The following is a 23,352-nucleotide window of genomic DNA, read 5'->3' as shown; positions in this document are numbered from 1 at the left end:
ACTTATAGTTATCGCGATAACAGTTATCGCATTTACCTAAAGGAGATGACCATGACACGCAAGTCCACAACCACCGTTGCCGCGATTGCAGTTGCTACCGCTTTGTCCGCCGCACTATCGGCAAACGCTGCTGACACAATTCCTCATAACCAGTCCGTAAAAAACGTCGTGCTCGTCCATGGCGCCTTTGCCGACGGGTCGGGCTGGAAGGGTGTTTACGACAATCTGACGAAGCGCGGCTATCACGTTACCATCGTGCAGAACCCGTTGACGTCCCTGGCAGACGATGTCGCCGCCACCAAGCGTGCGCTTGAGCGGCAGGATGGTCCGGTCATTCTCGTTGGGCATTCCTGGGGCGGCACGGTCATCACGGAAGCTGGCATCGATCCAAAGGTTTCGGGCCTCGTCTATGTCTCCGCACTCTCCCCGGATGCCGGCGAGACGACGGCTCAGCAGTATCAAGGGTTTGCTCCTGCATCTGAGTTCGTCATCGAGACGACCAAGGATGGTTTTGGATATGTCAGCCCGGCAAAGTTCAAGGCTGGTTTCGCGCATGACGTCAGCGATGCCGAGGCCGCGTTCATGAGCGCTTCGCAGGTGCCGATCAACATGTCGGCGTTCGGCACCAAGCTCGAGAATGCCGCCTGGCGGACCAAGCCGAGCTGGGCCGTCATCGCCACAGAAGATAAGGCTTTCGATCAGGCCATGCTGATCCACATGGCCGAGCGCATCAAGGCGAAGATCACCAGGGTTTCCGCAAGCCACGCCCTGTTCATGACGCAGCCGAAGGTCGTCGCCGATACCATTGACCAGGCCGCCAAAGCCGTCTCGGCGAAGAAGCAGTGACTGATGCCGGGTCATCGGGACAGTCCCCAACTGTCCCGATGACGACGAACAAGGTTCGTTGAATCAGGCGCCTTAACACCAAGATCGCATGTTAGCGCCCGGAAGATTGCGAGCGAGAATTCGTTCGCGCTTCGCCCCCACTTTCAAAATTCACCTAAATCCATTCACGGAGGTAGTCACGTGAAGCTGAATACTCATGAGCAAAATGCACCCCAAGATTCGCGCGGGGTTGGCGATGTTTTCGACTTCATCGTCTGCGGCGCAGGATCCAGCGGCTCCGTCGTCGCGGCTCGACTGGCAGAGGATGGGAACGCGAACGTCCTGCTGCTCGAAGCAGGCGGGGACGATGCGGCAGAGACCGTAACCAACCCTGCGCAGTGGCCGCTCAATCTCGGCTCGATCCGGGACTGGGGTTTTGTCGGGCAACCGGCACCTGGCCTGGACGGTCGACGTCTTCCTCTCAGCATGGGCAAAGGGCTCGGTGGCGGTTCGAGCATCAATGTCATGGTGTGGGCCAGAGGACACAAGGGGGATTGGGACCACTTTGCCGCTGAAACCAGTGATGACGCGTGGGGCTATCAGTCGATCCTTGGCTACTATCGCCGGATCGAAGATTGGCAGGGCGCTCCGGACCTAACCCGTCGTGGCGTGGGAGGGCCGGCTTACGTCGCGCAGCCGCACGCGCCCCAACCGATCGCAGAAGCCCTGTTGAGTGCGGCATCCGCTATCGGCATTCCCGTCTACGATAGCCCGAACGGTGAAATGATGGAGGGCCCAGGCGGCGCATCGATCGCCGAGCTGCGGATCCGGGATGGGAAGCGAGAATCTGTATTTGAATCCTATGTTCGCCCGCTTTTATCGCGGCCAAACCTGACGGTGCTGACCGATGCCCTGGTCACGCGTCTGATCTTCGATGGCAAGCGCGTGACCGGAGTCGAGGTTTTTGTCGATGGCGAGCGCCGTCATTTCACGGCACGTTGTGAGACGGTGCTGTCGCTTGGTGCGATCAAAACGCCGAAAGTGTTGATGCAGTCGGGTATAGGTCCGGAAGATGAGCTGCAGGCCCATGGTATTCCGGTCGTTCAGCACCTACCTGGCGTTGGGCGCAATCATCAGGATCATCTCGCATTCGGCTGCACCTGGGCATATCGAAAACCAGAAGCCGTCGGTGGCAGTGGCTGCGAAGCAAAACTCTACTGGAAAAGCGACGCGCGTCTTTCCCAGCCGGACATTCTTCAGTGCCAGTTGGAATTTGCTGTGCCGTCACCGATCGAGACGGGCCTCGAAACGCCGGAACATGGCTGGACGATGTTCAACGGTCTCGCCCAGCCGAAAAGCCGCGGTCGGCTGCGGCTCTCTGGTCCCAGTACCAATGACCCGATCCTGATCGAACCGAATTCTCTGAGCGAGCCAGAAGACATGTCGGCCGCCTTGGCGGCGGTGGAATTGTGTCGCGAACTCGGCAATAGCGATGGTTTCATGCCACTCGTCAGCGGCGAAACTGCGCCCGGCCCGAGAGATCGATCAGGCATGATCGATTTCATTCGCAAATCGGCCGTCACTTACTGGCACCAGTCCTGCACGGCCAAGATGGGACGCGACAGCATGTCAGTGGTTGACAGCGAGCTCAAGGTGTATGGCATCGATGGCCTGCGCATCGCAGACTCGTCAATCATGCCGCGTATTACAACCGGTAATACGATGGCGCCTTGCGTCGTCATCGGCGAACGGGCTGCGGATCTGATCCAGGATATGCATGGCCTCGCTGGCCTGAGCAGAGGTCTGGCTCGACCCGACTGAAGAGGTTACGTTTGGCGGCTTGCAGACGCGGGCCGCCAACTCTTCTCAGTTTCGGGATTGAGGGACCGTATGTGTTCAAGAGCTTGGGTCCCCGTTCCATGCCGGTATCGCTTTCCGATGGAACACGCATCGCCCTTTCCCGGGTCGGTGTGAACCTAACCGCTATCGCTTCACCGCGACGCATTTCACCTCCGCAAGCAAGCCAGAATGTGCAAGTTCGGATACGCCGATGCGAGTCCATGCGTAGGTTCCTTTTGGAAAGACTTCGTTCTTTGCCGTCCGGAAAATATCCATGTGCTTGGACATCTCCACATGATAGCTCGTCATCTCCACCACGTCGTCGAAGGTGCAGTCTGCGGCCTCAAGGACGATGCGGAGGTTCTCCCATATGGCCCTGAACTGTTCTTGCGGGTCCTCAATCACCTGCAAGTCCCTCGTCCGGCCGACTTGCCCGACGACGTAGATCGTATCGCCAACCTTAACCGCCGGGGCATATCCTGCCCGGGAGACGATCTCGCGCATTTCCTCTGGAATAATGACTTCTCGATCCATTGGCCTGAACTTTCCTGTTAAGATAGGCGGCCCAGGAGGGAAGGGCGGCGCCGCCTTTGAAACCACGAGCGATTACCCTAATGCGAGAAAATATGACTTGCAATAGAAACCGATTGGTTCCATATTATCTACATGGTTAGACGCAGTCAGATATCCCCGTCCGTTGGACGCCCTCGCGAATTCGAACTCGACGTCGCAGTTCGCAAGGCGATGGGCGTGTTCTGGGACCGTGGATATCACGATGCGTCTTTGCCCGACCTGCTCGAAGGCATGGAGCTATCGAGAGGTAGCTTTTACAAGGCGTTCGTGGACAAGCGGGGCGTCTATCTCCGCGCGCTTGATGTCTATATCGAAGACGCCATTCGTAAGCTTGGCGAAATCCTGCATGCCAACCCGTCGCCAAAAGCCGCAATTCGAGAAGCCTTTTCGCGGCAGGTTGACGAGTCCTCAGGCAAAGAGGGCCTGCGCGGTTGCTTTGTCGTATTGTCGGCCGTCGAAATGCTTCCCACGGACGACGAGGTCTCCGCTCGAATTGCACGACTGTTTCGGCGACTGCAGGATCTTTATGCGGCTGCCATCATAAGAGCTCAAGCCCTTGGTGAGATTGATCCTGGGCTGGACGAGCGAGCTCTTGCGAGGTTCCTCGTGTGTCAGATCCAAGGAATGAGAGTTTTAGGGAAAACTGGAGCGGATCGCGACGACACCAGGGCGATGGTCGACTTCGCGCTGAAGCCGCTCGACTGACTTCAATTAGAAACCATTCAGTTCCGAAATTGCGCAATTTGCTGCCCGCTTACGCGGTTTCGCTTCTCGATATGGAGAGAAAGTTGATACAATCCCATGACGCCAAGGACAGTCTTGATCCGCGCAGGTGGACGGCGCTGGCCATCTTGTTGACCGGGGCTTTTCTTCCCCCGCTGGATTTCTTTATCGTCAATGTGGCGCTGCCCTCGATTCGGGAGGACTTTCAGGCCTCCGCCTCAACGATGCAGCTGATTATTTCAGGATATGCCACCACCTACGCAGTCATGCTGATCACCGGTGGTAGGCTTGGCGACCTATACGGTCGGCGAAACGTCTTTCTGGCTGGAATGGTCGCATTCGCCGCCGCATCTGCCTTGTGCGGCTTCGCCTGGTCCCCCTCGGTCTTGATCACCGGTCGTATTCTCCAGGGATTTGCCGCAGCAATCATGGCGCCGCAAGCTTTGGCGTCAATCAATGCGATATTTCCCGAACACGAAAAGTCGAAGGCACTCAGCTTTTATGCCCTGACATTTGGGGTGGCATCAATGGCTGGCCTGTTTCTTGGTGGGGCGCTGATTGCACTGAATGTCTTTGGCCTCGGATGGAGAGCCATTTTCCTTATCAACCTCCCCGTGATCGCAATAGCCGCGCCGGCCGCGCTGGTCATGTTGCGCGAGACCCGATCGGAGCATGCAAGGAAGCTGGATATGGGTGGAGCGACGCTGCTCGCAGTTGCGTTGTTTGCGCTGATCTCGCCGCTCATTGAGGGCCGTGAACAAGGGTGGCCGATCTGGTCGATCTTGATGCTATCGGCTTCCCTGCCACTTCTTCTGCTGTTTTGGCGTTACGAGCTAAGGGTAGGGGCCGTGGGGGGAGATCCGATTGTCGAACCGCGCATGCTCCAGGTCCCTGGACTGACGCGCGGGCTGCTCTCATCCTTGTTTTTCTACGCCTTTGCGGCTTTCTGGCTGACATTTTCGGTCTACCAACAGGGCGGCCTGGGCCGCACGCCTTTCGAGGCTGGAGTTGCAATCCTTCCCGCGGCCCTCGGGTTCGTTTTGGGACCATTCGCGAGCGGGAGCATCCTGCGCGTCTTCGGGAGATATTCTGCCGCCGCAGGCATGACCCTGGAAGCAGCTGGATTGTTCGGGACCGCGGCCCTGATCTCTTTCGGGGCACCACAGTTCCTATTCGTTGCCCTGTTCTTTGTTGGCGCCGGTCAGGGAATTGCGCTCCCAAACCTGGTGAAGACTGTCGTTCAGCGGGTTGACCCGGCGCGGTCAGGTTTGGCCTCAGGCCTGATCAATTCTATGCTTCAGATAGGCGGCGCTTTGGCAACGGCGCTTATCGGCGGATTGTTTTTCTCAATCCTGGGTCCAGCATCCGATGAGAGATCCATCGGCCATGCCTACAGCATCGCAGCCGTCGCGATTGGTATTTGTCTCCTCATTGCAGGTTGGCTTTCCGCTGGTCTGCCATCGGACAAAGAAGTTCACCGATGAGTGCGAACGTTGAGCCATCGGCTCTTCCTTTAAAGGTTTGACCATTCCCACTCCCAGTCGGCCACCCTCGGATAATCCATTTCTCGGCCGATCGACATGCAACATTTTGAGGTAAAATTCCATGAACAACATTCCCACTCCTCCGCTTGCGGGAAGGCGAGCTCTTGTGACCGGTGCGGCACGCGGTATCGGTGCAGCCATCGCTTTAAAACTGGCCGAAGATGGTGCCGACGTTGCGATCACCTATGAAAAGTCGGCCGAGAAAGCCGAAGCTATCGCTGCGGAGATCCGAGTGATGGGCCGCAAAGCCATTGCCATTCAAGCTGATGCCGCGAGCCCAGACGCTGCTAAAGCTGCGGTTGAGCGGACGGTCGCTGACCTCGGCGGCCTCGACATCCTGGTCAACAATGCCGGCGTCCTGTTTGCCGGTGATTTCTCCACACAGCCACTGGACGAGATAGATCTTCAACTGAACGTTAATGTGCGAGGCGTCTTTCTGATCACACAGGCAGCGCTGAAGCACATCCCGGACGGAGGCCGCATCATCAATACTGGCAGCAATGCGGGACTGGCAGTGCCTTTCGCGGGAATTGCTGTCTATGCAGCGACCAAGTCCGCTCTGGAAAGTTTTACACGTGGTCTAGCGCGCGAACTGGGTCCCCGGGAAATTACAGTCAACCTGGTCCGGCCTGGCCCGATCGACACCGATATGAACCCTGCCGATGGCGCTCTGGCACCTGCGATCTTGCCGAGCCTGTCTATTGCCCGATACGGTCGGACCCGAGAGGTCGCAGAGGCCGTCGCATTCCTTGCAGGCCCGGGCGCTGGCTACATCACCGGCTCGGGCATCCTCGTCGATGGCGGCATAAGCGCTTGAACATTAAGCAAGGCGGGAACTGCCGATCGACTAGGCAGGTTCTCGCTGCGGAAATTGGAGATAGACATGGAATATACACGCCTTGGAAATACCGGCCTCGAGGTTTCCCGGCTCTGCCTCGGTTGCATGAGCTATGGCGAGCCCGATCGCGGAAGCCACCCCTGGACGCTAGCGGAAGAACAAAGCCGCCCCTTTATCCGCAAAGCGATCGAATTGGGGATCAACTTCTTCGATACTGCCAACGTCTACTCGGACGGAACGAGCGAAGAAATCCTCGGCCGCGCTGTAAGAGAGTACTCGACGAGAGACGATGTGGTCATCGCCACAAAGGTCAATGGTCGGATGAAGCCCGGACCAAATGGGGCCGGTCTGTCGCGAAAAGCCATTCTTTCCGAGATCGATGCCAGCCTAAAACGTTTGGGGACTGACTATGTCGATCTCTATCAAATCCATCGGTTCGACCATCAGACACCTATCGAGGAGACTCTGGAAGCGCTGCATGACGTCGTCAAGGCGGGCAAAGCCCGCTACATCGGCGCGTCGTCGATGTACGCGTGGCAGTTCTCGAAAATGCTCGCTGTCTCGCAGGCGAACGGATGGTCTCGGTTCGTCTCCATGCAGAACCACCTGAACCTGTTGTATCGTGAAGAGGAGAGAGAGATGCTCCCGCTTTGCAAAGCCGAGGGTATTGGCGTTATCCCGTGGAGCCCGCTCGCACGTGGCCGTCTGACCCGCGATTGGAGCGCGCAAAGCGATCGCTCCGAAACCGACGAGATCGGAAAGGGCCTTTACACCCGAACCACCGAGGACGCCGACAGACGCGTGGCAGAGGCGGTTGCCAGGATTGCGCAGGAGAGGGAAGTGCCCAGAGCACAGATTGCGCTGGCATGGGTTCTGTCTAAATCCGAGATCACCGCACCCATCATCGGCGCAACCAGGTTGCAGCACTTGGACGACGCTGTCGCCTCGCTTTCCATCAGGCTCACCGACGCTGAAATACAAGTTCTTGAGATCAACTACATTCCCCACTCTGTCGTCGGGTTTTCCTGATGACATGGTGTTGGTTCGACTGGCCTGGCCGCAAGAGAATAGAAACATGTGAATATGGAGAAAGCATTTGAAGACAATCGGTATACTTGGCGGCATGTCCGCAGCCTCGACCCAGATTTATTATCGGGAACTCTGCAGGCTTACCCGCGAGAGCCTGGGCGGACTTCATTCTCCTGAGCTTCTGATCAGGTCTGTCGACTTCGATGAGATCGAGAAATTACAGACATCGTCTGATTGGGACGCGGCGGCAGACATCCTCAACGAAAAAGCCATTGCTCTGGAGCGCGGAGGTGCCGACTTGCTGATCATGGCGACGAATACCATGCACAAGGTGGCGGACAAGATCCTGGGCGGGGTGTCGATCCCATTCGTTCACATCGCAGATGCAACGGCGACAGCGATCCTGGACAGCGGATTCCGTAGGCCGGGGCTGATGGCAACCGCTTTCACGATGGAACAGAATTTCTACACCGATCGCCTGACCGACCGAGGACTGTCACCAATAATTCCTGACGCCGATGATCGAGTGGAAACCCACCGCATTATCTATGACGAGTTGTGTCGCGATGTGGTGCGTGAGGAAAGTCGCTTGACGTATGAACGGATTGCGCAGCGACTGATTGATCAAGGCAGTGATTGCCTGATCCTTGGTTGTACCGAGGCAGGGATGCTGTTGGATCAGGATAATGTCGGCGTCCCCGTCTTCGATACGACCCTGGTTCACTGTGAAGCCGCCCTTCGAGCTGCTTTGCAGTGACATGCTGAGCATCTGACGACTGGTTTGCGGGAGTGTGCTAGAGCATCGGTTAGCCCTGCTCACCAAGATGATGGTGGACCCACTTCGCCTCTTCCGACGCCGTGCGTCCAAAATGCCTTCTAAAATCGCGGCTGAATTGGGCAGAGCTGACGTAACCGACCGACGCAGCTACGTCTGCAATGGTCCCGCTCCGGCGAGCGATCATAAGTCGCGCCTCATGGAGCCGCATCGCCTTTACATATTGCATCGGACTTGAGCCGGTCAGGTTTTTGAAATGGACGTGATAGGAAGGGACGCTCATACCCACGTCTCTCGCAAGATCCGCGACGGCGATTTCACTGCTGTAGTTCTCCCGCAGCCATGCCACGCTCTTAAGCAGTTTTCCGGACGTCCCTTTTCGCTGAAGGGCCGCGATGATGGCACCACCTTGCGAGCCAGACATTACGCGGTAATGCAATTCACGCAGGATGGAGCTCCCGAGCACGGCGACATCGACCGGGTTGACGAGCACAGTCAGCAGTCGAAGCAGGACGTCTTCGATATCGCGATCCATTCTGCTTGAGAGCAGCCCTCGCGGTTTGGCGTCTGAGGGACCTGCGAGTTCTTCCACCTGCAGAGCAATCTCGGCCGCCATCTGCATATCGAACTCCAGATAGACGGCAAGCAATGGCCGTTGTTGACTTGCCTTCGAAGTCATCCGGAATGGAACGGGTACCGAAACAGCGAGATAATGGTCCTCGTCATAGAGGTAGACTTCGCCTTCCAGGATGCCTTGCTTGCTCCCCTGCAAAACGAACACTGCCCCCGGCCTATAGAGAACCGGAACGTCATCAAGTACCGCTTCAGTGCGCAGGATACGGACACAGCTGATCGCAGTCTGATTGTGGCCGAGGCGAGGGGCCAGTTGTCCGGCCACGACGACGAGCCGGTCATGGGTGACGGACTGTTCCTTAATAATCATAGAATTAGGCAAAACATTCAGAAAATCCGCAATCGAGTCCAGGTCGCCTTCAGATTATCTGTCATCCATGGTTAATCAAGGAGTTTCAGAAATGTCGAGCAAAACGTTTTTCATAACAGGGGCGAACTCGGGCTTTGGATTGGCGATCGCCACCGCCGCAATGGAAGCCGGTCACACCGTCATCGGGACCGTCCGCTCCGAAGGCTCGCGCGACGCGCTGGTAAAGACCCTCCCGGAACTGCGCCCGGTCCTTTGCGACGTAACCGATTTCGACCGCATCCCTGACGTCGTCCAGGAAGCGGAGGACGAACACGGGCCAGTTGACGTGCTGATCAACAATGCAGGATACGGTCACGAGGGCGTGCTTGAGGAATCGCCACTTGAAGAGATGCGACGTCAGTTTGACGTGAACGTGTTCGGCGCCGTCGCTGTGGCCAAGGCATTTCTTCCGAGGTTCCGTGAGCGCCGCCGTGGCTTTATCGTGAACGTCACGTCGATGGGCGGTATGATCACCATGCCCGGCATCGGCTATTACTGCGGCAGCAAGTTTGCGCTTCAGGGCATTTCCGAGGTCATGCGCTCGGAAATGGCGCCGTTTGGAGTTCACGTGACAACGCTTTGCCCTGGCTCGTTCCGGACAGACTGGGCTGGGCGTTCGATGGTCCGCACAGACAGGTCGATTGCGGATTACGACAGCCTGTTCGATCCGATCCGCGAGGCACGTCAGGCCGTAAGCGGCAAGCAGCTCGGTGATCCCCAAAAACTGGCCGCTGCTGTGCTTATTCTCATCGGGTTGGACAATCCTCCGCCGCAGCTCCTTCTCGGCAGCGATGCCCTCAGCCACGTGACGGCGCGGATCGAGCGTTTGCAGCAGGAACTCGCATCGTGGAAAGCTCTTACAGTCTCCACAGACGGCTAGAAGCAAAACGAGCTTTTTGCTATTGACGATCTGCCTACTAGAAGGTAGACAGATTCCATGAGCAATCTTCCGAACACTTCCGACGAAATCCTAGCCTCTGCGCGCAACCTCATCATGAGTGGGGGTTACAACGGGTTCAGCTATGCAGATATCTCGGAAGTGGTCGGCATACGCAAGGCCAGCATCCACCACCACTTCCCCAGCAAGGTCGATCTGGTGCGTGAGCTGGTCAAGCGTTACCGGGAAGACGGGCAGGCGAGTGTTGTCACTCTCGAACAGAATGTTCCAGACGCATTGGACGTCCTTAAAGTCTATGCAAACCACTGGGCCAAATGCATCGGGGATGCCAGCAGGCCCTATTGTGTGTGTGCTTTGCTTGCCAGTGAACTGCCATCCCTTCCGCCGGAAGTCGCAACCGAGGTGACGAATTTCTTTCGCTTCATTTCATCGTGGCTGACGACGGTTATGGAGCGTGGAGGAAAAAATGGGGCGCTCAATCTCACGAGCGAACCGCATGTTGAAGCCGAAGCTTTTCTAGCGACGGTGTACGGGGCGATGCTTTCGGCAAGAGCCTACGGGAAACCGGAGGTGTTTTCGACAATACTTGCACCGGCCCTTGACCGCCTTACACCGACTGTCTCTCACTAATCCTGCGTGGCTAGGCTGCTCAGGTAAATCGCGTCCAACAAAACTACCAACTAGTAGGAAGATAAAAGTGAATAAAGTTTTCCCAGCTTTGGCCCTCGGGCTTACCAGCATCCTTTCTGTAGCAATCCTTTCGACGCACGCATCTGCCGAAGATAAGAAAGCCGCGCCGATCCATGTCCGCGGCAGCATCGTCGACTACCGGGGTTCAACGCTCAAAGTGAAAACCCGCGAAGGCGAGACAATCGATGTCGCGCTTGCCGACGACTGGAAGGTGGCAGGCGTCGCGAATGCCAAGGTCAGCGACATCAAGCCGGGCGATTTCGTAGGTATCGCATCCATGCCAAAGGCCGACGGCGGAAATGGTGCGCTTGAGGTCCTCATTTTCCCGCCGGCAATGAAAGGCACCGGCGAGGGTAGCTACGGTTGGGATCTGAAGCCCGACAGCAGCATGACCAATGCGACGGTCGCGGATGCAGTTAAGGGCCTTGATGGCCGGACTGTCACCGTGACCTATCATGGCAAGGAAAAGAAGATCGCCATTCCGGATGGGACACCTGTCGTGACCATCGCTGGAGCCACCAAGGATGATCTCGTTCCCGGCGCCGTTGTCTTCATCACCGCCGAAAAGGCTGCAGCAGGCCCGATCGCCCACCAGGTTGTCGTCGGCAAGAACGGCGTGGTTCCTCCCATGTGAAGACCACGCCGTCACTGGCCGGAGCAGCCGCCTTACTGCTTCGGCCAGTGACCATAGATCGACGCTGCTTGATCTTCAGCCGTAAAATGCCACAGATGAAAGACGTTGAGATGAGCGCAAACGCTTCCAATGACAATGTTCAATATCCTCGGACGATCTTCATCCGCCGCCACTCCATTGTGACCCGGCTTACGCACTGGCTAAATGTGCTTTGCCTGAGCTTCCTTCTTTTGAGCGGGCTGCAGATATTCAATGCCCACCCGGAGCTTTATTGGGGTCATTATGGCGCGAACGGCGACCCCGCCGTGCTGACAATCGGCTCCGACGACGATGGTGGTACGCCAAGCGGCTTCGTGCGTGTCGCAGGGCTTCAGATCCCCACAACCGGCGTCCTTGGTGTTTCCAGTGTCGATGGGGAGCCGACTGCGCGCGCTTTCCCGTCCTGGGCAACTGTTCCGTCGTTTCAGGATCTCGCGGCCGGACGTCGCTGGCATTTCTTTTTTGCCTGGCTGTTTGTGATCAATGGTATTCTCTATCTTGGCTTCAGCCTTCTGAGCGGACATTTCAAGCGAGACCTGGCGCCGAAGGTGAACGAACTCTCGCCTCGCCACCTCGGCCGCGAGGTTCTCGACCATGCTCGTCTCCGCTTCCCCGAAGGGGAGGAGGCCAAACATTACAATGCACTTCAGAAACTGACCTATCTGGCGGTCATTGTTATTCTGCTGCCTCTCATGGTCCTGACGGGTCTGACCATGTCACCTGGGGTGGATGCCGCTCTTCCCGCATTGATCGATGTATTTGGCGGACGCCAGTCCGCGCGCACCATCCATTTCGTCACAGCGTCAGCGCTTGTCATCTTCGTCATTGTCCATGTGGCAATGGTCGTCCTTTCCGGGACCTGGAACAACATCCGCTCGATGATCACCGGACGCTATGCAATCCAGGAAAAAGGCCCGCAATCATGAGCAAGCTTCTCACGCGACGTCGCTTTCTCATCGGCGGCACCCTTGGTGCCAGTGCTTTGACCCTTTCCGGATGTGACCTGCTCGACCAAAACGCAAACGTCGCCAATGTTCTCCGTTCAGCCGAGGACCTCACGATAAAGGCGCAGAGGCTGCTTCAGGGGCGTGATGCTCTGGCCCGTGAGTTTGAGGAGAAAGATATTTCTCCGTCGTTTCGCGTAAATGGAACGAGTGCTCCCGACAGCGACGAATATGTTGAATTGGCTGAAGGTAATTTTTCCGCCTGGCGACTGAAAATTGACGGCCTTGTTGAGCGGCCGCGAGAGTTTTCGCTCGCAGATCTAAAGGCACTCCCGGCGCGCACTCAGATCACCCGCCATGACTGTGTCGAGGGGTGGAGTGCCATCGGCAAATGGACTGGCGTTCCCCTCGCCAGTCTGCTGCAGCTGACTGGGCTCAAGCCGACGGCGCGTTATGTCGTGCTGCATTGTGCCGACGAACTCGAAAAGACCCTAGATGGAAGCGGCCGTTACTACGAGAGCATCGATCTCGTCGATGCGGTTCACCCGCAAACCATCCTTGCCTACCGGATGAACGGTCGGGACCTCAGCGTCGGCCACGGCGCGCCATTGCGCCTCAGGGTCGAGCGGCAACTGGGTTACAAGCAGGCAAAATACATCATGCGCATCGAGCTGGTCGACAGCTTCGCCGGATTGTGGGGCGGAAACGGCGGCTATTGGGAAGATCGCGGGTACGAATGGTACGCCGGCATCTGACGAAATCAAACAGCAAACCACGGGATCACAGCTCATGAGCAGACGCCCAGTTCAGAAAGTAATGCCTATCTCAGCGGTCGCTTCCTCGCCACCGGTTGAGATCGGCCAAACCAACTCGATCCTTTCTGATCCCGACGGCCGATGGGTCGCAAAGCGGCAGGGGGAGATCAACGAGGCATTCGAGAAGCGCATGCGCTTGGCGGGCGAACACGGCACTGATTCAGTGACTCCGTCGCACGACGGCGCACAGAACGTCGAGCTCTCAGAGAAGCCAGCTGCGAAACTCTCCGGCGAAAGCGATCGGATCGGCCGACATGAGTGGGATGCGAATACTCCATTTGGCAAGCACGTCGGCTTCTTTTGACAAAGTGCATGCGTGCAGCCCAACCAACCAGAAAGTGGAAGAAACCATGACGAACAACCAGACATCCCGTGCCGCGAGCGGCAGCGAGCAATGGCTCAAGCAGTATTACTTTAGCCGAGCGGCCTTCTCAGTGCTGTGGGTCGCGGCCGCATTGACTATCGGCCGACAGTCCTTTGCGGCGGCTGCCGCACTGCTGATCCTTTATCCGGCTTGGGATGCACTCGCGAACGTCATCGATGCCACTAGGAGCGGTGGCCTTGCCGCAAACCGGAGCCAGGCAATCAACGTCTCAGCGAGCTCCGTCATGACGATTGCCGTGATCGTGGCGCTGACAATGAACATGAACTGGGTTCTCGGCGCTTTCGGTCTATGGGCGATTTTTTCAGGGCTGCTGCAGCTTGGCACTGCTGTGCGGCGTTGGAAAACGAGCGGCGGTCAGTGGGCGATGATTTTGAGCGGTGGCCAATCCGCTGTGGCCGGTGCGCTCTTCATCTTTCAAGCGCAAATGCCGCAGGAGCCGTCTATCGCAACGGTCGCGGGCTACGCTGGCGTTGGGGCATTCTACTTTCTGGTTTCGGCGATATGGCTGAGTGTTTCGCTCTCGCGGCGCGGTATGCGCAGAGCAGAACTGTAAGGTGCAGGCGCTCGGTCGGATTTGGCATGAAGCTACCATGCGAAAGTCGGCGTTATCGAGAGCGCAATCCCCTCTTCGATCCCTCATTTCTTCAGGCCCACGTCGTGCCTGTGAGCACTTTGGAAGATACTCAATGACGACACATGATAAGGCAGAGCAACTTGCGTCCTACCGAAAGACCATCGACAACCTGGATTCAGCTCTGCTCCACATCCTGGCCGAACGCTTTCGCTGCACCGAGCAGGTTGGCCACATGAAAGCGGAACAGGCGCTGCCGGCAGCCGACAGTGAGCGGGAGCGACGCCAAATGGATCGATCACGGATTATCGCCAATGAAGTCGGCCTGAGTCAGCACTTTGTTGAAAGCTTGATGAAGCTGATCGTGAGTGCTGTCGTGGAGCGGCACAAAGAGATTGCGGCCGAGTCGTAGACGCCTCGAAAATTCGGCAGGCTTGTTCACCTCCGTAGTTCCCGACGATACCCGGTCCAGATGTCTCGCGCGGTCGGCGATTTGGGGGAGTACCAGTTCGCAGACGCCCGCGATCCGACCGCTGTCCGTCAGAGCAATTCAAAGCGATGTGGGACAACTCACCGATTGTCCTCAAAGCCGCTCACTGTATGTCGGTGATATCGCGGAATGACAGGCTATCACGCCGATGTCCAAGCGCATGGACGTTTTCCGAGAGGGTTAACACCGACGTGTATCCGCAAGGAAACTATGCGTGGACCCGGATTGGCGTCTCCGAGATCGCCCACCCTGGACTCCTCGCTGAGGTGAAATGTATTGCCTTCGAGCGATAATGGGAACTGTGTTTTCGCAAACGATCCGTTAGATTGAAGCGTAATCGTTATAATCACTTAATGATCCGAGGCGGCAGGCCGGCGGTTCGATTCCGCTCAAGGCGATGGATTACGCAACTGTACGCCGCAGAACCTGTGTACCCAATCCGCGCGAGGTAGCGGCGACATGGGCCTTTAGCCTCACCCGGATGAGCCAGTACACCGGCATCTGTCGTGACTGGCGCTGCGGTCAGAATGGGAAAATGTTGCGCGATGTTTTGCGCTGCTCTTGAGGGTATTGCGGGTTCGTCTTTTGCGGGAGAAGCGAATCTACTGTTCAGCAACGAGGCCAAAGCGCTCTAGCAAGTAGGTGGGCGTGACGTCGAATTGATCGAGCAGCCCCCTTATCATGGAACTCGAAAGGCCCGACATTATTCCGGTCTCAACAAGCGCCGAGGGCAGACCTGCGTTCGTCGCTCCAACAATGTCGTGCTCGATGCTATCGCCGATACAGACAATCCGTTCGGACGGGGTTAAACTCAGAACCGAACGGGCATAGTGGTAGATCTCACTGTGAGGTTTGCCAAGCCACTTGACCGCGCCTCCCAACTCTTCATAGAGTTTGGCAAGGCTTCCCGCGCCCGGTGCGACGGTTCCACCAGCGAGCTTATGGATGTCGGGATTGGTGCAATAGCACGGAGCGTTTTTCTCTGCTGCCGGACGCAACAACGCGCGATAGTCCTCTAGCGAGATGCGTTCGGCCTCGCTGCCGGAGATCACCACAACATCCGCATCGAATGCATCGTCCACTGTAGTCAGACCCAATCGGTCGGCAAGGTTCGTGTCACCGCCACTTGATATGGTCAGGCAGCGGGTTCGGCCCCTGATCAGTGTCAGGTCCTGGGAGAGAATTTCGTAGGCAACGTCGCCTGACGTGACAAAACGATCGAAGCTGGATCGCTCGAAACCGAGCGCAACGAGGCGATCAGCATTGTAGTCGCCGCTGCGCCCCGAGTTCGAAAGAATGATGACCACCTTACCAGCTTTTTTCAAGGCCGCGAGGGCAGGTGGAGCCCCAGGATATGCTCCAATGTCATCGCGAAGGACGCCAAACTGATCTATGAGAAAGACATCGTAGTTTGCAATAAGATCCTCAAGGCGGGCGGTCAGGGGCATCATGCTCATCTCATACTCTCGGCAAGGACCAGAGACGCTGTCCCTACGGCAGCCTCAGAGGATCTTGATGGCAGGAAATCAACGCCGAGAGCGCGTTGACGCAGCTCAGTCCAGACCGGGTTCTTTGCCCCACCACCCACTGTGCGAACTGTCCGCAGTTGAGCGGCGCTGAGATCATTCAGGCGCCCGTACCCAAGACGTTCGATCTCCGTCATGCCCTCGAGAACGCCTTGGAAGAAGACGGCGTCGTCTTTCGGGCGTGGCTCAAGACGGGGTGGGTAGGAAGGATCGTTGATGGGGAAACGTTCGCCTGGCTTCAGCAGTGGATAATATCGGAGCCCGGTTGGATGATCAGCGTTGAGCTTTTCCGTCAGTTGAGCCAACCGATCGTCGCCGAACAGAGCACGAATGACCGCGCCACCACTGTTTGAAGCGCCGCCGACGAGCCAGAAGTCCAGGACGCGGTGGGAGTAGACGCCGTACTCCGGAGCGTTGATCGGCCGATCCGACGCCAGCTTGAGTACCATCGTCGACCCAAGAGCGGTCACGCCGTCGCCAGTCTCTGACGCGCCGGTCGCGAGGAACGAGGCGCAGCCATCAGTGGTCCCGGCGTGAAGGCGGCATGAAGAGGGCAGCCCAATCGCAGCGGCGAACCCGCCCAACATCTGGATCGGCTCTCCCGCGCGGTAGACGCTGGGAAGCTTGTCAATGGCAAGGCCTGCGGCCTCGATCCACGCGGGCCAGGTGGAGGCGTTGAGGTCGTATCCGGTCTTCAGCGCGTTGTTTTCGTCCGTCGCCGGTTGCGACAGGCCGAGTTGCAGCAGAACCCAGTCGGCTTGATGCATAACGTGCGATACACCCGCCCTGCGGGACAGATGAATAGCCCGAGCGAGGCCGGAATTGGCGCCGCGCGCCGGGCTCTCCAGCGGCGCTTCTTGCGCTATTCTCGCAACAATAGACGCATCCGGGCACGGCTTGTTGTACATTAACACGTCGCCAACCGGCGCGCCTGCGCTGTCAGTTGCCAAGACGGTGCCGGATGTCCCGTCAACGGCAATGCCGCGAACGCTGGACAGTGAGCACTCCGACGCCAGGCGCGTCAGGCACAACCGCACGCCCTCCCACCATGCGGCCGGCGATCTCGTTTTTGTGGCATCGGCAAAGGGGTTCGAGGTGAAGCCGACGACGTGACCTTCTTGCGAAAGCGCCACCGTGCGGACGCCGGAAGTCCCAATATCAATGCCGATTGCCGCGGCAGGTTCTTTCACTGACATGTCTCAGCGCCCATTTGTCTTGCGGTCAAGCGCCTGGCGGTATTGCTCTGCTTCCCAATGGGTAAGTTCATACACGTCGTCCGGCGTCAGATATTCAATCGCTTCGCCTCCGGGAATCCGCGCAACGACCTCGGCAAGGCATCTCGCCATCGCAAGACCGCCGGGGGTCAGTGCCTTCGAAACCAAAACGCCTTTGCCCGAAACCGCGATAAGCTTGGGCACTTCCTTGCCTTCGGCGATGCAGCGCTCGACAAACTCCGCCGCAGACTGGCCATCCGGTAGGAGGCCGACTGTGGGGCCGAGAAAAATGACGTGATCGGGATAGAGAGCGCCGCCGAGTGCGAATTGCAGATTTTCCTTGGATAGTGCCGTCTTGTGGCTATCGGGATCGGATGCGGGCTGAAAGTCGGATCCTTCCGCCAGTGCGGACAGTGCGGCGACATCGGGTTTGCCTCCATCACGCGAAGGGCAGGCAAGTGCCTCCGAGACACGCCGGATTCTGTCGGAAACCTCGGCCACATCGCGTCCGCCGACAATAATGCCGTGATTGAACAGAATGAGCACGTCGGGAACGCTGCCGGAGACAGCATCGATTTCGCGGGCGAGGGGCGTTCCAGGGCGGCGATAGGGGATCGTCGCCCATGTCAGGTCGCTGACTGTTGCCATGCGCTCGCTCAAAATCTGCTCGCGGCGCTTGAGAACGGACAGCGCGATTGCATTGACGCAGTGATAGTGCGCAACAACCGAATTCTGTAGGGCCGCATGGAAACTCGTTTCGATCGAGGGACGGAGTCCGCTCGAGTTCAACTCGTTAACAACAAAATCGGTCGCTTTTTCGGCGCGAGGGTCTTTGTTCCTCAGTGCCGCGACAAGCGGCTCCACTTCGACCGGCACCATAATGTCGCGGTCCTTGGCCTGCGAAAGCCATGTGCCGGAAGCCTTGACCCACATTACACCGCCGAACTTCGCGGATGTGTTTCCGCCGGCGCCCTGCGTCTTGAGGATGTCGCTTCCCACAGCCTCGGACAAATTCAAAAAGGCCTGAAAGTCCTTATTCGATCCGACTGATTGAGCGATTGCGGCCACGGTCAACTCCTCCACATCTACGTTTGCACTGCATCATTCCAGTTTGCGCTGCCGTTGCGTCTGGTGAGCAAACTTTCCGCGATATCGTATGGATTTGATCGCATATCGTCAATGATGAAGTTTGTCACTCTTTGCCGCTTGCGAACCGCATCGTTTTGTGATTATCTTTAATCATCGACACGGAGACGTCGGGAGGCATTTCATTGAACGATTCCGAACGCCACAAGGCTATTACCGATCTGCTGCAGGAGACGCCGTTTGCGTCCGTGCGCGATCTGCAGGAGCGCCTTGCGGTCTCACCCGCGACCATTCGCCGGGACATAGACAAGCTTCATGAGTTGGGCAAGGCTCGCAAGGTCTATGGCGGCATTTCTGCCAGCGACGGCGGCTCGGCAGGACGTCTGTCAGCCAGGCCTTATGACGAAAACCGGGATATTGCTGTCGAGGCGAAACGCGCAATTGCAGAAAAAGCTGCGAGCCTTGTGCGTGATGGAGACTCGATCATCGTTCATGCAGGATCGACATGCTACCAGCTCGGCATTCAACTGGCGCAACGCAGCGTCCGGATTTACACCAATTCCATGCCGCTTGCCGCCTATCTCGGTGATCATGCCACCTGCGAGCTCACCCTTGCTGGCGGCGTACTGTACCGAGAGCCCGGTATCATCCATGATGCATCGGCAGGTGCTCCCGGCTACTTCGCCTCGCGGTTTTTTCTTGGCACCCAAGGTGTCAGCAGCGATGGCCTGCTGGAGTCGCATCCGCTTCTGACAAGGGCCATCGGTGAGCTGAGTGGATGCGCCGACGAAATCGTTCTCCTGGCCGATAGCCGAAAATTCACAATCAAGCCTCGCAATGTCGTCCTCCCACTTTCACGTATTGGAACGGTCGTGACAGACGATGGACTTTCTGATGCTGCAGCGAAGATGCTGGAAGATGCTGGTGTCGAGATCCTCGTCGCCAACACTGGAGGATCCAAGTGAGCCAGTCAGCGATCGCGATCTTCGATCTCGGCAAGACGAACTCCAAGCTTTTCGTTATCTCGCGGGAGGGTGCAATGCTCAGCGAAGCTCGCACCAATCCAGTGTGGCGCGACGAAGACGATGTCAGGGTTCTCGATGATGAGACTCTGTTCAACTGGATGAGACGTTCGCTAGTCGATGCCGTCACCATGCATGGTGTCGATCGGATCATGTTCTCTGGTCACGGCTGCACGTTTGCTCTGGTACAGGGCGATCATCTGCTTCATCCCATCCTTGACTATGAGCAGGAACCGCCAGCGGCCGTCGCCGGTAGAATCGACCGGCTCATTCCTGACTACTCCCAAACGTTCTCGCCAAGATTGCCATTGGGTTTTAATTTTGGCAGGCACATACTGTGGCTCGCCGACAGGTCTCCGCAACTGCTCGACATCTGCGACGCCATACTTTGCTATCCGCAATTCTGGTCGTGGAAATTCTCGGGCCGCAAGGTCTCGGAAGTGTCCTATCTCGGATGTCACTCGCATCTTTGGGCCCCGATTGCTGACGATTTTAGCACCCTGGTGGACAGCCAGGGCTGGCGATCAAAGATGCGGGAATTCGCAAGGGCAGGCGAGGAGATCGGGAAACATGATCTTGAACTGGCCGACGGTACCAGCGTTGCTCTCGCAGTTCACAACGGTGTCCACGACAGCAATTCCGCGCTCCACTATTACCGCTCGCTGGGGTTCTCCGATTTCACGCTCGTCTCGACCGGCACCTGGGTCGTGATCTTCAATCCATCCAGCCCGTTGGAAACCTTGGACCGCGAACGAGACATGCTGGCGAACGTGACTGTGGACCACAATCCGGTTGCCACGATCCGCTTTATGGGCGGTCGGGAATACGATGTCGCGAGCGGTGGCTGGAAACAGGCCGTTTCCGCAGAAGCCGTTCTGGCAGTCATTGAGAAGAAGGCCTTCACACTGCCGTCGTTCGCCGCGGGCGGGCCGATGCCCGGCAGAGAAGGGCGCTTTATAGGCCCGCAGCTGCAGGGGGAGGAACGGGCCGCCGCAGCGCTGCTATACGTGGCGCTCATGACAGACCTGTCACTTGATCTGATCGCCTCGAGCAATCCCATTGTGATTGACGGAGGCTTGGTCAAGACCGGGCTCTATGCTGCGGTGCTCGCCGCATTGAGGTCAAGTCAAACCGTATACAGCAGTACCAATGCGGAAGGCAGCGCCTTCGGAGCCGCAGCATTGGTTTTCGAACAGTTCGGTGAAAGCCCGTTCAAAAACGAATGCACCGTGTCGCGTCCGGCCGAGATACCGGGGCTCGAAGCATATCGCGATTTCTGGCGCGCTGAGCTCGACCGCTCCGCGGGCAACATTGTCGAAGACAAGCAACTGTTGGAGAGGCAAGCATGAGCGTCACCGCGACTGCCGCACCGGGGGGGACACCTGTCCTGGAGATGCGCAACATCAGCAAGACGTTCGGCAGCACACGCGCGCTCTCGAATGTTTCGATCACGGTGTTCCCCGGTGAAGTCCATGCGTTGATGGGCGAAAACGGGGCCGGCAAGTCGACGCTGATGAAGGTGTTGTCCGGCGCCCACAAGGCGGATGCAGGCGGAACGATCCTCGTTGACGGGCAGCCGGTTGTTGCGGGCGATCCCATCAAGGCGAAAGCCAATGGGATCTCGGTGATCTATCAGGAGCTGTCGCTGGCCCCAAACCTGACCGTGGAGCAGAACATGTTCCTTGGCGCCGAGCCATCTAGGGCCGGGGTTCTCGACCGCTCGGACACGAGACGACGTGCAGAGCCGATCCTCAAGCGTCTTGGCGTGGGGTTTGGCCCATCCAGCCAGGTCGGCCAGCTTTCGTTGGGCGAGCGCCAGATGGTGGAAATCGCCCGCGCGCTGACCACCAATGCCCGCATCATCGTAATGGACGAGCCGACAACCTCGCTCACAAGCCGAGAGACGGACCGCCTGTTCGAGGTCATTGCCAGTCTCAAGTCACAAGGCATCGCGATCATCTATATCAGCCACCGGATGGAGGAAATCTACCAACTGGCCGATCGCGTGAGCGTGCTACGGGACAGCACCTACGTCGGCACTTTGAATAAGGCCGACCTCTCTGCGTCCAAGCTGGTTTCGATGATGGTCGGACGTGATCTCTCCTCATTCTACAAGAAAGAGCATCACTCGGCGGGCGGCGAGCAGCGCACCGTGCTTTCCGTTCGCAACATCGATGACGGACGAAGAGTGCATGATTGCTCGTTCGATGCGCACGCCGGTGAAGTGCTCGGAATTGCCGGCCTCGTCGGTTCGGGCAGGACAGAGCTTGCACGCTTGATATTCGGCGCAGACGCGAAGAAGGCGGGCAACCTTTTCCTGGAGGGCAAAGAACTCGCGATTGCCGGTCCGCGGGATGCCTTGGACGCCGGCATCGCCTACCTCACCGAAGACCGGAAGGGCCTCGGGCTTTTCCTCGATATGTCCATCAGCGAGAACATCAACATAGGTGTTATCGGATCCGATGCGAAAGCCGCTGGTGTGCTCGACTTTGCCCAGGCGAAGACGCGGGCGGCTCGTGCTGTTACGTCGCTTGCCATCCGCACGAAGAGCACCAGCATCAACGCCGGAGCGCTGTCCGGCGGTAATCAGCAAAAAGTTCTTATTGCGAGACTTCTCGAAACCAGGCCCAAGGTCATCATTCTCGATGAACCAACCCGTGGCGTCGACGTCGGCGCGAAATCAGAAATCTACCGGATCATCGATGAACTCGCCCAGAACGGGATCGCCATCGTCGTTATCTCCAGTGACCTGCCGGAGATCATCGGCATCGCCGACCGCGTCCTGGTCATGCGGGAGGGACGCATTGCCGGAGAGGTGACTGGCTCGAAGGATCATCCGATCGATCAGGAGGCCATCATGGCGTTCTCCACGGGCTCGGCGACATCCGACGCGGAAAAGTCAAAGAAGGACGGAAATCAGCCATGAGCACAACCACGACCGAAAACGCAAATAAACTCAAGATGCGCACGACGCTCACGGCGCTTGGCATGCTGCCGGTGCTCATCCTTCTGGCGATCGGCTTCCATTTGCTCAGTGGCCGCTTCCTGAGCGTAAACAATCTGTCGATCGTCATGCAGCAGGCATCGATCAACACCGTTCTAGCCGCCGGTATGACCTTCGTTATTCTCACCGGTGGTATCGATCTGTCCGTCGGCTCAATCCTGGCCGCCTCCGCGATGGTCGCCGTGATCGTGTCACTGTTTCCCGATATTGGAATGCTTGGCATCCCTGCGGCCATCGCCGTCGGACTGGCATGTGGTTTCGTCAACGGTTCGATTATCGCATTTCTCAAACTGCCGCCATTCATCGTCACCTTGGGTTCGCTGACCGCTATCCGCGGCGTCGCGCGTCTACTGGGCAACGACACCACTGTCTTCAATCCGGACCTGCCATTCGACTTCATCGGAAATGGGAGCGTCCTGGGAGTACCATGGCTTGCGATCATCGCTCTTGCGACAGTCTTGGTCTCCTGGTTCGTTCTCAAACGCACCGTTCTCGGCACGTGGATATATGCGGTTGGAGGCAATGTGGAAGCTGCCCGGCTGACTGGCATCAAGGTCCCGATAGTCCTGCTTTTCGTCTACAGCGTGTCAGGTCTCCTGGCGGGGCTTGGCGGTACTATGTCAGCCGCGCGTCTCTATGCCGCCAACGGCCTCCAGCTTGGGCAGTCGTACGAACTCGACGCGATCGCGGCAGTCATTCTTGGCGGCACGAGTTTTGTAGGCGGTGTCGGGTCCATCTGGGGGACATTGATTGGTGCGCTGATCATCGCCGTGCTGTCCAATGGGCTGATTCTCGTCGGTGTTTCCGACATCTGGCAGTACATCATCAAAGGCCTCGTCATCATCATCGCCGTCGGTCTCGATCGCTATCGGCTGAAAGGACTAAGCCGCACATGATCTGCGGCGA

24 protein-coding genes are annotated in these 23,352 nt (G+C 57.8%); 19 read left to right on the top strand and 5 right to left on the bottom strand.

From position 1 onward, the window contains the following. Positions 1–51: 51 nt before the first annotated feature. Together ASD32_RS21335 and ASD32_RS21330 are read left to right on the top strand one after the other, a co-directional pair. Positions 52–846 (top strand): alpha/beta hydrolase, encoded by a 795-nt coding sequence (locus tag ASD32_RS21335; protein ID WP_060640071.1) that lies wholly within the window; start codon positions 52–54, stop codon positions 844–846. A gap of 180 nt (positions 847–1,026) precedes the next feature. Continuing rightward, positions 1,027–2,646: a GMC family oxidoreductase gene (locus tag ASD32_RS21330; RefSeq protein ID WP_060640070.1), complete on the top strand. Its 1,620-nt coding sequence runs from the start codon at positions 1,027–1,029 to the stop codon at positions 2,644–2,646. A gap of 162 nt (positions 2,647–2,808) precedes the next feature. Here ASD32_RS21330 and ASD32_RS21325 read toward each other — a convergent pair whose 3' ends face one another. Then, positions 2,809–3,198 carry a RidA family protein gene (locus tag ASD32_RS21325; protein WP_060640069.1) on the bottom strand — a complete coding sequence of 130 codons (390 nt, stop codon included), beginning with the start codon at positions 3,196–3,198 and terminating at the stop codon, positions 2,809–2,811. A gap of 210 nt (positions 3,199–3,408) precedes the next feature. Here ASD32_RS21325 and ASD32_RS21320 point away from each other — a divergent pair, with 210 nt between their 5' ends. The 5 genes from ASD32_RS21320 (at position 3,409) to ASD32_RS21300 (ending at position 8,128) form a co-directional block, all read left to right on the top strand. Next, positions 3,409–3,942 carry a TetR/AcrR family transcriptional regulator gene (locus ASD32_RS21320; protein WP_060640068.1) on the top strand — a complete coding sequence of 178 codons (534 nt, stop codon included), beginning with the start codon at positions 3,409–3,411 and terminating at the stop codon, positions 3,940–3,942. A gap of 71 nt (positions 3,943–4,013) precedes the next feature. Further along, positions 4,014–5,444: an MFS transporter gene (locus ASD32_RS21315; protein WP_060640096.1), complete on the top strand. Its 1,431-nt coding sequence runs from the start codon at positions 4,014–4,016 to the stop codon at positions 5,442–5,444. 121 nt (positions 5,445–5,565) lie between these two features. Further along, positions 5,566–6,321: an SDR family oxidoreductase gene (locus tag ASD32_RS21310; protein ID WP_060640067.1), complete on the top strand. Its 756-nt coding sequence runs from the start codon at positions 5,566–5,568 to the stop codon at positions 6,319–6,321. Positions 6,322–6,387: 66 nt separating this feature from the next. Continuing rightward, positions 6,388–7,371, top strand: coding sequence for an aldo/keto reductase (locus ASD32_RS21305; protein ID WP_060640066.1), 984 nt, complete (start codon positions 6,388–6,390; stop codon positions 7,369–7,371). A 67-nt stretch (positions 7,372–7,438) separates the two neighbouring features. Continuing rightward, entirely contained in the window at positions 7,439–8,128 is a 690-nt protein-coding gene (locus ASD32_RS21300) for an aspartate/glutamate racemase family protein (protein WP_060640065.1), read from the top strand. Positions 8,129–8,177: 49 nt separating this feature from the next. On the opposite strand, the gene ASD32_RS21295 is transcribed toward ASD32_RS21300, so the two are convergent. After that, the gene (locus tag ASD32_RS21295; protein WP_060640064.1) at positions 8,178–9,089 is read right to left on the bottom strand and encodes an AraC family transcriptional regulator; all 912 of its coding nucleotides are present in this window, start codon (positions 9,087–9,089) and stop codon (positions 8,178–8,180) included. Between the two features lie 91 nt (positions 9,090–9,180). On the opposite strand from ASD32_RS21295, the gene ASD32_RS21290 reads away from it, so the two are divergent. From ASD32_RS21290 to ASD32_RS21255, 8 genes are all read left to right on the top strand, one after another. Continuing rightward, on the top strand, positions 9,181–10,008 hold the full coding sequence (locus tag ASD32_RS21290; protein WP_060640063.1) for an oxidoreductase: 828 nt from the start codon (positions 9,181–9,183) through the stop codon (positions 10,006–10,008). A gap of 57 nt (positions 10,009–10,065) precedes the next feature. Further along, the gene (locus tag ASD32_RS21285; protein WP_060640062.1) at positions 10,066–10,656 is read left to right on the top strand and encodes a TetR/AcrR family transcriptional regulator; all 591 of its coding nucleotides are present in this window, start codon (positions 10,066–10,068) and stop codon (positions 10,654–10,656) included. Between the two features lie 67 nt (positions 10,657–10,723). Then, positions 10,724–11,350 carry a hypothetical protein gene (locus ASD32_RS21280; protein WP_060640061.1) on the top strand — a complete coding sequence of 209 codons (627 nt, stop codon included), beginning with the start codon at positions 10,724–10,726 and terminating at the stop codon, positions 11,348–11,350. A gap of 110 nt (positions 11,351–11,460) precedes the next feature. Next, complete coding sequence (locus ASD32_RS21275) at positions 11,461–12,315, top strand: cytochrome b/b6 domain-containing protein (RefSeq protein WP_060640060.1); 855 nt, start codon at positions 11,461–11,463, stop codon at positions 12,313–12,315. Then, positions 12,312–13,088: a molybdopterin-binding protein gene (locus ASD32_RS21270; RefSeq protein WP_060640059.1), complete on the top strand. Its 777-nt coding sequence runs from the start codon at positions 12,312–12,314 to the stop codon at positions 13,086–13,088. Before ASD32_RS21275 ends, ASD32_RS21270 begins: the two co-directional genes overlap by 4 nt. 34 nt (positions 13,089–13,122) lie before the next feature. Further along, positions 13,123–13,452, top strand: a complete 330-nt coding sequence (locus ASD32_RS21265) for a hypothetical protein (RefSeq protein ID WP_060640058.1) — start codon at positions 13,123–13,125, stop codon at positions 13,450–13,452. Positions 13,453–13,498: 46 nt separating this feature from the next. Further along, the gene (locus ASD32_RS21260) at positions 13,499–14,086 is read left to right on the top strand and encodes a DUF308 domain-containing protein (RefSeq protein ID WP_060640057.1); all 588 of its coding nucleotides are present in this window, start codon (positions 13,499–13,501) and stop codon (positions 14,084–14,086) included. Between the two features lie 133 nt (positions 14,087–14,219). Further along, entirely contained in the window at positions 14,220–14,516 is a 297-nt protein-coding gene (locus tag ASD32_RS21255; protein WP_060640056.1) for a chorismate mutase, read from the top strand. Between the two features lie 680 nt (positions 14,517–15,196). On the opposite strand, the gene ASD32_RS21250 is transcribed toward ASD32_RS21255, so the two are convergent. The 3 genes from ASD32_RS21250 to ASD32_RS21240 are packed head-to-tail and all read right to left on the bottom strand — an operon-like array spanning position 15,197 to position 18,402. Continuing rightward, positions 15,197–16,045, bottom strand: a complete 849-nt coding sequence (locus ASD32_RS21250; RefSeq protein WP_348270747.1) for a TIGR01459 family HAD-type hydrolase — start codon at positions 16,043–16,045, stop codon at positions 15,197–15,199. A 2-nt stretch (positions 16,046–16,047) separates the two neighbouring features. Further along, positions 16,048–17,316: an FGGY-family carbohydrate kinase gene (locus tag ASD32_RS21245; protein WP_060640054.1), complete on the bottom strand. Its 1,269-nt coding sequence runs from the start codon at positions 17,314–17,316 to the stop codon at positions 16,048–16,050. A 3-nt stretch (positions 17,317–17,319) separates the two neighbouring features. Then, on the bottom strand, positions 17,320–18,402 hold the full coding sequence (locus ASD32_RS21240) for a class II aldolase/adducin family protein (protein WP_244490222.1): 1,083 nt from the start codon (positions 18,400–18,402) through the stop codon (positions 17,320–17,322). Between the two features lie 203 nt (positions 18,403–18,605). Here ASD32_RS21240 and ASD32_RS21235 point away from each other — a divergent pair, with 203 nt between their 5' ends. The 4 genes from ASD32_RS21235 to ASD32_RS21220 are packed head-to-tail and all read left to right on the top strand — an operon-like array spanning position 18,606 to position 23,342. After that, on the top strand, positions 18,606–19,385 hold the full coding sequence (locus ASD32_RS21235; protein WP_060640053.1) for a DeoR/GlpR family DNA-binding transcription regulator: 780 nt from the start codon (positions 18,606–18,608) through the stop codon (positions 19,383–19,385). Then, positions 19,382–20,791 (top strand): hypothetical protein, encoded by a 1,410-nt coding sequence (locus ASD32_RS21230; protein WP_060640052.1) that lies wholly within the window; start codon positions 19,382–19,384, stop codon positions 20,789–20,791. The genes ASD32_RS21235 and ASD32_RS21230 overlap by 4 nt, the downstream gene beginning before the upstream one ends. Further along, complete coding sequence (locus tag ASD32_RS21225; protein ID WP_060640051.1) at positions 20,788–22,368, top strand: sugar ABC transporter ATP-binding protein; 1,581 nt, start codon at positions 20,788–20,790, stop codon at positions 22,366–22,368. Before ASD32_RS21230 ends, ASD32_RS21225 begins: the two co-directional genes overlap by 4 nt. Further along, the gene (locus tag ASD32_RS21220; protein ID WP_060640050.1) at positions 22,365–23,342 is read left to right on the top strand and encodes a ribose ABC transporter permease; all 978 of its coding nucleotides are present in this window, start codon (positions 22,365–22,367) and stop codon (positions 23,340–23,342) included. The genes ASD32_RS21225 and ASD32_RS21220 overlap by 4 nt, the downstream gene beginning before the upstream one ends. Positions 23,343–23,352 lie beyond the last annotated feature (10 nt).

The organism is Rhizobium sp. Root483D2 (assembly GCF_001426685.1).
In the GTDB taxonomy this organism is placed as follows: Bacteria; Pseudomonadota; Alphaproteobacteria; order Rhizobiales; family Rhizobiaceae; genus Pararhizobium; species Pararhizobium qamdonense.
The sequence above is the reverse complement of the archived record's forward strand: the minus strand, read 5'-3'. Positions and strand labels throughout refer to the sequence as shown.

Bases quoted from the DNA above. Each gene is read 5' to 3' on its own strand.
- ASD32_RS21270 (WP_060640059.1), top strand. From the start codon at position 12,312: ATGAGCAAGCTTCTCACGCGACGTCGCTTTCTCATCGGCGGCACCCTT.
- ASD32_RS21295 (WP_060640064.1), bottom strand. From the start codon at position 9,089: ATGATTATTAAGGAACAGTCCGTCACCCATGACCGGCTCGTCGTCGTG.
- ASD32_RS21255 (WP_060640056.1), top strand. From the start codon at position 14,220: ATGACGACACATGATAAGGCAGAGCAACTTGCGTCCTACCGAAAGACC.
- ASD32_RS21305 (WP_060640066.1), top strand. From the start codon at position 6,388: ATGGAATATACACGCCTTGGAAATACCGGCCTCGAGGTTTCCCGGCTC.
- ASD32_RS21290 (WP_060640063.1), top strand. From the start codon at position 9,181: ATGTCGAGCAAAACGTTTTTCATAACAGGGGCGAACTCGGGCTTTGGA.
- ASD32_RS21310 (WP_060640067.1), top strand. From the start codon at position 5,566: ATGAACAACATTCCCACTCCTCCGCTTGCGGGAAGGCGAGCTCTTGTG.
- ASD32_RS21220 (WP_060640050.1), top strand. From the start codon at position 22,365: ATGAGCACAACCACGACCGAAAACGCAAATAAACTCAAGATGCGCACG.
- ASD32_RS21250 (WP_348270747.1), bottom strand. From the start codon at position 16,045: ATGATGCCCCTGACCGCCCGCCTTGAGGATCTTATTGCAAACTACGAT.
- ASD32_RS21320 (WP_060640068.1), top strand. From the start codon at position 3,409: ATGGGCGTGTTCTGGGACCGTGGATATCACGATGCGTCTTTGCCCGAC.
- ASD32_RS21285 (WP_060640062.1), top strand. From the start codon at position 10,066: ATGAGCAATCTTCCGAACACTTCCGACGAAATCCTAGCCTCTGCGCGC.
- ASD32_RS21335 (WP_060640071.1), top strand. From the start codon at position 52: ATGACACGCAAGTCCACAACCACCGTTGCCGCGATTGCAGTTGCTACC.
- ASD32_RS21245 (WP_060640054.1), bottom strand. From the start codon at position 17,316: ATGTCAGTGAAAGAACCTGCCGCGGCAATCGGCATTGATATTGGGACT.
- ASD32_RS21225 (WP_060640051.1), top strand. From the start codon at position 20,788: ATGAGCGTCACCGCGACTGCCGCACCGGGGGGGACACCTGTCCTGGAG.
- ASD32_RS21315 (WP_060640096.1), top strand. From the start codon at position 4,014: ATGGAGAGAAAGTTGATACAATCCCATGACGCCAAGGACAGTCTTGAT.
- ASD32_RS21265 (WP_060640058.1), top strand. From the start codon at position 13,123: ATGAGCAGACGCCCAGTTCAGAAAGTAATGCCTATCTCAGCGGTCGCT.
- ASD32_RS21325 (WP_060640069.1), bottom strand. From the start codon at position 3,198: ATGGATCGAGAAGTCATTATTCCAGAGGAAATGCGCGAGATCGTCTCC.
- ASD32_RS21260 (WP_060640057.1), top strand. From the start codon at position 13,499: ATGACGAACAACCAGACATCCCGTGCCGCGAGCGGCAGCGAGCAATGG.
- ASD32_RS21275 (WP_060640060.1), top strand. From the start codon at position 11,461: ATGAGCGCAAACGCTTCCAATGACAATGTTCAATATCCTCGGACGATC.